Here is a 7,148-nt window from a genome sequence, read left to right as displayed (position 1 = left end):
TGCCATCCAATGTCATTATGTCCACAGTCTCCGTTGTGGACACAGAATCCCTCGATGCGCCGTCAATGAACAGGTGCAGGGATTTGCGCGCTTACGATCAACGAGATACTGAAAGCGCTTGATGGGGACGATGACGAATATGAGGACGGGTGAGCACGACAACCAATTTCATCGCTGAGCTAGTCCGTGCCGCCAATAAGATCGACCGGCTCACTACTGTAGAGAAATACCGTCTGCTGGAAAGGGCTGCGTACACGATCAGGGACATGGAGGCGCAGCTGGGCAACGCCATCGATCAGAAGGCGCATAGGATTGCCGGGGAACTGCTGACGCTGACGGAGATGGTGATGGACGGCGGCTATAACGTGCTTGTAGCGCAGGGGATGCTTGAGGGCGCGGATGCGATCAGGCGGCTGCGGATTCTTGCCGACAAAAAATTAAATTAACCCACAGGCACTGTCATATCATCGGTGACGGGGCTGTTTAACGTCGGATTGCAGCGCAATCCGACTGAGAGCCGTTGCCAGTTTGATGAGGTTTGGCAACGGCCCTTTGAGAAGACGTGCGTGGGGCGCGCTCACCGCCGTTTTGACTTGCGCTCGTGAAGCAGTCGAAAGAGTCCCTTCAGTTCGGGTTCGTCGACCCTGACGGCGGCCTCAAAGCACGAGCACCATAGGAGTTCTCGCTGGCCCTGTTCCCTATATTGGTCTAACGCCCTTTCAAACTTCAGCAGATGAACCTGGACCACACAAGGCACCTTCTCGCCATCGCTTAGGCATTTGAGATAGGTGAAATAGCCGAATGCCTTCTTCGATACCTTACCGCAAGCGCCGGCCTCTTCACGCGCCTCCTGCTCAGCGACTTGATGGGCGGGTTTGCCCTCCATGGGCCAGCCTTTCGGGATTGCCCAGCGGCGTGACTCTCGGGTCGTGATCAGAAGCACGTCAAGCGCTCTCGTCACATCGTTCATCCGATAGCAGAGAGCGCCGAACTGCTCGCGTGCGCCATTCGCTGACAGGGCCGACCCTATGCTTGCCAGTTGAGCCAAGAGGGGTCGATTTTTGGGCAAGCCATCCTCCATCGAATCAGAAATCCAGTTTTCAACATAGAAGCCGGATCGGAAAGAGAAACACCCGAACCATGATTGGCATGGATCTTTTTCGGTACGGAACTTTCCCGCCCAGCAGAGCTTTGATTATCGCTTACATCCCCATGTGAGCGGAGCCAGGCTCGTTCATCGCTGGTCCATCCCCCGGAGAGCCTGGCTCACCGTCCCTTGCTTCCCGCACCGCGGGGTCTTTTCTGGAACAAACTAAGCGCCGGGAAGTTTGCAAAATGCTTGTGCACCTTCGCAAGCGGAGCCAGGCGCCAATCGCACCCACAGCGTTCACCCCCTGAGTGCCTGGCTCACATCAGTTAAGCTGAAACCCAAACAGATACGGAAAGTTATGATTGCGGCCTCGATTCTTGGCGAGGCCACGCCGCTATCGAGGGAACTGGTACCCGCGTTAAGACTAACACCAAATCGCCGTGGCACTGCGATGCACAATCGCATAACAGGAAATGATGAAACACCTTCGGCATCGAAGCGCTTCAATTCTTGTCGGAATCCAGACATCCCGCGCTGGCGGACGCAATGGTGAAGGCAGTAGGCGCTGCTTTAGCGGCATCGCTCGGAATTGTTTTCAATGCGTTCCGACGCCATCCCTTTGTCCTGGCTCTTCTTAGTCGCCCTATCGAGTGAATTGGAAGAATGCAAACACTTTGCTAATATGTGCTGGTCATATCATCTCAGCTTGCCCCGCTTCGGCGGGGAATTTTTTCGGAACTAATCGTCTCGACGAACATTCGCTCAGAAGCTCAGGCCACAAAACTGCCGCTTTGGTTCGGATGCCCCGCCACGGCGGTTTTTATGGGAACTTTGTCGGCGCCGTCTGGTTCAACGACTGCTTACGTTCCTTTGGCAAGTAGAGCCAAGCGCCCTTGTTTCCCAGGGTCCACCCCGAGCGCTCCCCCAGACTGTCGGAGGTAGCCCGAAGTAACGCATTATCACTAACCTCCCTTTAGCTGAGAGTGGAGACGCCGTTAGCATGTGGGACCTGCATAAAGGCCGTTGGCAGATTTATGAGGTCTGGCAGTGGCTTTTTATAACTCCGGCATCTTGTAGGGGAGTTTCGCGTACGAACGCCAAAGGCACGTCAACCGCAAATGGCTCATATCAGTTTATCGTAAATTGCACAGCGAATCGACTGGCGCCGCTGTATATAGCTTTCGTCGTCATGCTGACGGCTCCCAGTGGGCCCGCCTGTCTCCACCCCTGGCTAGGCGGGCTTTTCTGTGTATTTAGTTCCGACAAAACATGATCCGAAGCCTCGTCGACATAGTGCTGATGATTGCTATTGCTATCGTCTGGGTCTTCAGCCTTGCTTGGGTCGCCATCGAAATCGCCAAAGCGCTAGGCTGGATCGGCTAGCCGACCATCACTCAGTGCACACGGTCGATCTTAGAATTTTCGATTTTGTCGTTACCCGCGCCGGCGCGGCTTGACTGGTCCCCGACAAGACCTAACTTGTGCAGTGCACAGACGTTTTCCCCTGTGCAGTGGACCCACTCTAAGCCCGCCCTGCGCGGGCATCTTTTTCCAGATCGCACCCCCTCCACTCTATTCACGAGTGATAAGTTCCCCAAACCTCTAATACGCGATATAGTTGCGCCGCTGGATTGGGGGCAAACCAGCAGAAGGCCTGACCTGCCACTGAACTTTCATCCAGTGGCGATTAGAGCCCCGCGGTTCTGAATACGCCAAGTGGCGCGGTGTGAGCAATCGGCGGAAACGCGAAGCTTTCATCTTGCGCAGCGTTGGAGCCGGTTGCGGCGATGGTCCCGGCAAAGCTTGCCGGGGTCTGATATCCGAGCGATGAGTGTGGCCGGAAATGGTTATAGTCGTCCGCCCATTCAGCAATGGCGCTGCGGGCATGCTCGAGACCGAAGAACAGGTTCTCGTTGAGCAGTTCGTCGCGCATCCGGCCGTTGAAACTCTCTACATAGCCGTTCTGCATCGGCTTTCCCGGCGCGATGTAGTGCCATTCGACCTTGTGATCCTTCGACCAGGCAAGGATCGCATTCGACGTGAGTTCGGTGCCATTGTCGGAGACGATCATGCCGGGTTTGCCACGCCGCTCGATCAGTGTCGTCAGCTCTCGGGCGACACGCCGACCGGAGATAGAGGTGTCCGGGATTGCCGCCAGGCATTCGCGCGTCACATCATCGACAATGTTGAGCACGCGAAACCTCCGTCCGCAGGCAAACTGATCATGGACGAAGTCCAGCGACCAGCGGGCATTGGCCTTCGCTTCGACCAGGATCGGGGCACGTGTGCCGACAGCACGCCGCCTGGCTTTCCGCTTGCGGACGGAAAGTCCTTCCTCGCGATAGAGCCGGTAGATGCGATTGACCCCGGATGGTTCTCCCTCCCGCCGAAGCAGGACGAACAGTCGCCGATAGCCGAAACGCCGCCGCTCATTGGCGAGGTCGCGCAGCTTCGCCCGCAATTCTACCTCCGGCGGTCGACTTGACCGATAGCGGACCGTCTTGCGGTCGGCGGATATGATCTGGCAGGCCCGTCGCTCCGAAAGACCCATCACGGCCTTCAGATGCGTGACGGCTTCACGCTTGGCGGCGGGCCCTACCATTTTTTTGCAAGAAGCTCGCGGAGTGCCGCTGCATCCAGCATCTGTTCGGCCAGCAGCTTCTTCAGCCTGGCGTTCTCGTCCTCAAGCGCCTTCAGCCGCTTCGCCTCGGAGACTTCCATGCCGCCGTATTTGGCTTTCCAGTTGTAAAACGTCGCTTCTGAAATCCCATGCTTGCGGCACAGATCGGCCGCTTTCGCACCAGCCTCCTGCTCCTTCAACACCGCAATAATCTGCTCTTCCGTAAATCTCTGCTTTTTCATTCGTCCGTCCTTTAATAGGCCGAACTCTAATCCATTCTGGAGGAAATTCTCAGGGGCAGGTCAGGCCGCTGCCAGAAACGAGGAATTCTGGCAGCGGCCTTTTGTGGAACCTCCATCCTCTCATTACCCGTGGCGCAAACAGCAACAGCGGTTGACCATTTAGCTAATTGAATTATTTCCCCGCGCTACTTTGGGGTCGGAACAAGAGCAGTCCGAAATCGTACGCTAAGGCCGAACGAAACAGGAACGATGCTTTAGATCGGATGTGCAGCATCCGATCTCTGTGGATTGCCGTCGACATGCGCCAGTTTTGATTTCTCTGTCTGGCCCGACTCGACAACGCTTCACGCAGGTTGGTCATGAATGGAGTCGGGCGATGGCAAAGCGCAAGCTCCTCAAAGATCAAGATCGCCGGAAGCTTTTCGATATCCCAGTCGACGAGGACAGCTTGATCCGCCACTATTCGTTGTCATTGGCGGATCGCCTGGAGATTGAACTGCGGAGACGTAATCACAACCGGCTCGGCCTTGCCATCCAGCTATGTCTGATGCGATACCCCGGTCGAGCGCTTGGAGCAGAAGAAACTCCGCCTCGCGCCATGCTGAAGTATGTTGCTGATCAGATCGGCGCCGCTCCAGGCGAATTTGCCCTCTATGCACGTCGTGAAGAAACCCGTCGGGATCATATGGCGCGGCTAATGGTCTACCTGAATAAGAGAAGCGCGACGCTGCAAGATCGCCGCGCCGCGCTATTGGCGGCAGTTCAAGCGGCGACCATGTCCGACGACGGTGCTGCGATAGCCAGTTCGACTGTCGCCGCGTTTCGCGAACGCGGAGCTCTTCTGCCGGCGATCGATACGATCGAACGCATCGTGCCTTGCCGGCCGTGCCATAGCCCGGCGCCGGGCAGAAAAAACTCTGATTGAGAACATCCCACTCGATAGGCTTCAGTCACTGGATAGGCTGTTGGAGGTCGACCCGTCGATTGGCCAGACGCGCTTTCATTGGCTGCGTTCGGCGCCAGAAGCGCCGGCTGCGTCGAACTTTGTCGGGCTGACCGAGCGGATAGCTTTCCTGCGGCGGCTGGAGATCGATTCGGAACTGCAGGCGTGCGTATCATCCGGAAGGTGGGACCAGATGATCCGGGAGGGCAACGCAACGCCGGCCTGGCTTGCCAACGACTTCAACGCCAGCCGTCGCCACGCTCTGATCGTGGCTCAAGTCATCAAGCTTTGCCAGAAGCTCACGGACGATGCGGTAACAATGTTCATCAAGCTGATTGGCAAGTTGTTCTCGCAAGCCAACAATCGAAAGAAGCAGCGACAGATGGACCGCAGAGCGAATACCGCCAAAGCGCTGCGCATGTTTCTAGATACGATCACCGCACTCAGTCCGCCAACGACTATGGTCGGAACGCATTGGATGTTCTCGACCAAAGAGTCGGCTGGGACCGGCTGCTTCGGATGAAGCCTGAGCTTGAGTCGATGGTCGACGACAACGAGGCACCGCCGTTGACCGTGGCAGCCGAACAATACGCGACCGTCCACAAATACATTGGTGCATTCCTTCAGGCCTTCACGTTTCGCTCGGCGCATCGCCACGACCCGCTTCTGGCGGCAATTGCGCTGCTAAAACGGCTTTATGCCGAGAAGCGGCGGACACTCCCGGATCGCGTGCCGCTCACCCACCTCAGCCAAACTGATCGACGGCTTATCTTAGAACAGGAAAAACCCGATCGCCGTCTCTACGAGATCGCAACGCTCGCGGCTTTGCGAGACCGGCTTAGATCTGCGGAGATCTGGGTCGACGGCAGCCGATCTTTCCGGCCGATTGACGAGCATCTGATGCCGCGGTCGACATTCATCACGATGAAGGAAGAAGATCGTCTCGGTTTGGGGGTCCAAGGCGACGGCGCGCAGTGGCTTGCCGAAGCGTGTCAGATGCTCGAGTTCAACCTGCAGCGTCTCGCGCACAGAGCACGATCCGGAAAGCTCGAAGGAGTTCGTCTTGAGGCCGGAACGTTGATCGTCACACCAACCGTTGGCGAAGTCCCCGTGGCAGCAGAGGAACTGAATGCCGAGATCAGCGACATGTATCCGTTGGTCGAGGTTCCCGACTTATTAAGGGAGGCGCATGAATGGACCGGCTTTGCGGATCACTTCACGCATGTTCGCACTGGCGACATCCCCAAAAATGTCTCTGCCATGCTCGCGGGCGTGCTGGCGGATGCGACCAATCTCGGGCCGAAGCGAATGGCGGGCGCCTCCAAGGGGATCAGCGCTCACCAGATAGGCTGGATGCGCACATTCCATGCTCGATCGGAGACCTACCGCGCGGCGCAAGCGTGCATCACCGATGCGCACACCCAGCATCCGCATTCCCGCCTTTGGGGCAATGGCACAACGTCATCGTCCGATGGCCAATTCTTCCGTGCGAGCGACCGAGCTGCAAAGCGCGGCGAAATCAACTTGCATTACGGCAGCGAACCCGGATCGAAATTCTATAGCCATCTGTCAGATCAGTACGGCTACTTCAGCATTTTGCCCATCAGTCCAACCGAGAGCGAGGCGGCCTATGTGCTCGATGGGCTGTTCGATCAGGACACGGTCCTCGACATCCAGGAACACTTTACCGACACGGGCGGTGCCAGTGATCATATCTTCGGGCTGTTTGCCTTGATCGGAAAGCGGTTCTCACCGCGACTGCGCAATCTCAAAGACCGGAACTTCCACACGTTCGAAAAGGGCGATGCATATCCGGCGCTGTCGAACCACATCGGGGCGCCAATCAATGCCAGTCTGATCCTCGATCATTGGGACGATCTGCTCCATCTTGCGGCGTCGATCACGACGCGGTCCGTGGTGCCGTCTACAATACTCAAGAAACTGTCCGCATCTCCGAAGCAAAGCCATCTCGCGAGGGCGCTCCGCGAACTCGGCCGTATCGAAAGGTCGCTCTTCATGATCGAATGGTACTCAAGTCCGCCACTACGGCGGAGATGCCAAGCCGGTCTCAACAAGGGCGAGGCCGCCCATAAGCTGAAACGCGCTGTCTTCTTCCACGAGCGGGGCGAAATCCGCGACCGGTCGTTCGAGAGCCAAGTGCGCGCTTCGCAAAAGGTGGACATTGATTCCGCTAAATCCCGGACAGCAGTTTCACTAAAGTCCGGACAGTTTGACGAGGTTGGCCCTCGGCAG

Annotated in this window: 5 protein-coding genes; 3 read left to right on the top strand and 2 right to left on the bottom strand. The window is 57.2% G+C overall.

What is annotated here, in order from left to right:
- Positions 1 to 149 precede the first annotated feature (149 nt).
- A complete protein-coding gene (locus EV561_RS36605; protein ID WP_132528728.1) occupies positions 150 to 446 on the top strand; it encodes a hypothetical protein in 297 nt (98 codons plus the stop codon).
- Between the two features lie 131 nt (positions 447 to 577).
- On the opposite strand, the gene EV561_RS36600 is transcribed toward EV561_RS36605, so the two are convergent.
- A complete protein-coding gene (locus tag EV561_RS36600) occupies positions 578 to 1,069 on the bottom strand; it encodes an NUDIX hydrolase (protein WP_245513279.1) in 492 nt (163 codons plus the stop codon).
- Between the two features lie 1,708 nt (positions 1,070 to 2,777).
- Positions 2,778 to 3,952 (bottom strand): IS3 family transposase gene (locus EV561_RS36590; protein WP_132528726.1). Its coding sequence is split into 2 segments (ribosomal slippage): positions 2,778 to 3,700 and positions 3,700 to 3,952, totalling 1,176 coding nucleotides; the frame shifts between segments, so codons are not numbered across the junction.
- A gap of 376 nt (positions 3,953 to 4,328) precedes the next feature.
- Here EV561_RS36590 and EV561_RS38340 point away from each other — a divergent pair.
- Together EV561_RS38340 and EV561_RS36585 are read left to right on the top strand one after the other, a co-directional pair.
- Positions 4,329 to 4,877: a DUF4158 domain-containing protein gene (locus EV561_RS38340; RefSeq protein WP_245513277.1), complete on the top strand. Its 549-nt coding sequence runs from the start codon at positions 4,329 to 4,331 to the stop codon at positions 4,875 to 4,877.
- A gap of 183 nt (positions 4,878 to 5,060) precedes the next feature.
- Positions 5,061 to 7,148: Tn3 family transposase (locus EV561_RS36585; RefSeq protein WP_245513275.1), on the top strand; the 2,088-nt coding region annotated here is incomplete at its 3' end.

The sequence above is a fragment of the Rhizobium sp. BK376 genome (assembly GCF_004341625.1).
GTDB lineage: Bacteria > Pseudomonadota > Alphaproteobacteria > Rhizobiales > Rhizobiaceae > Rhizobium.
The sequence above is the reverse complement of the archived record's forward strand: the minus strand, read 5'-3'. Positions and strand labels throughout refer to the sequence as shown.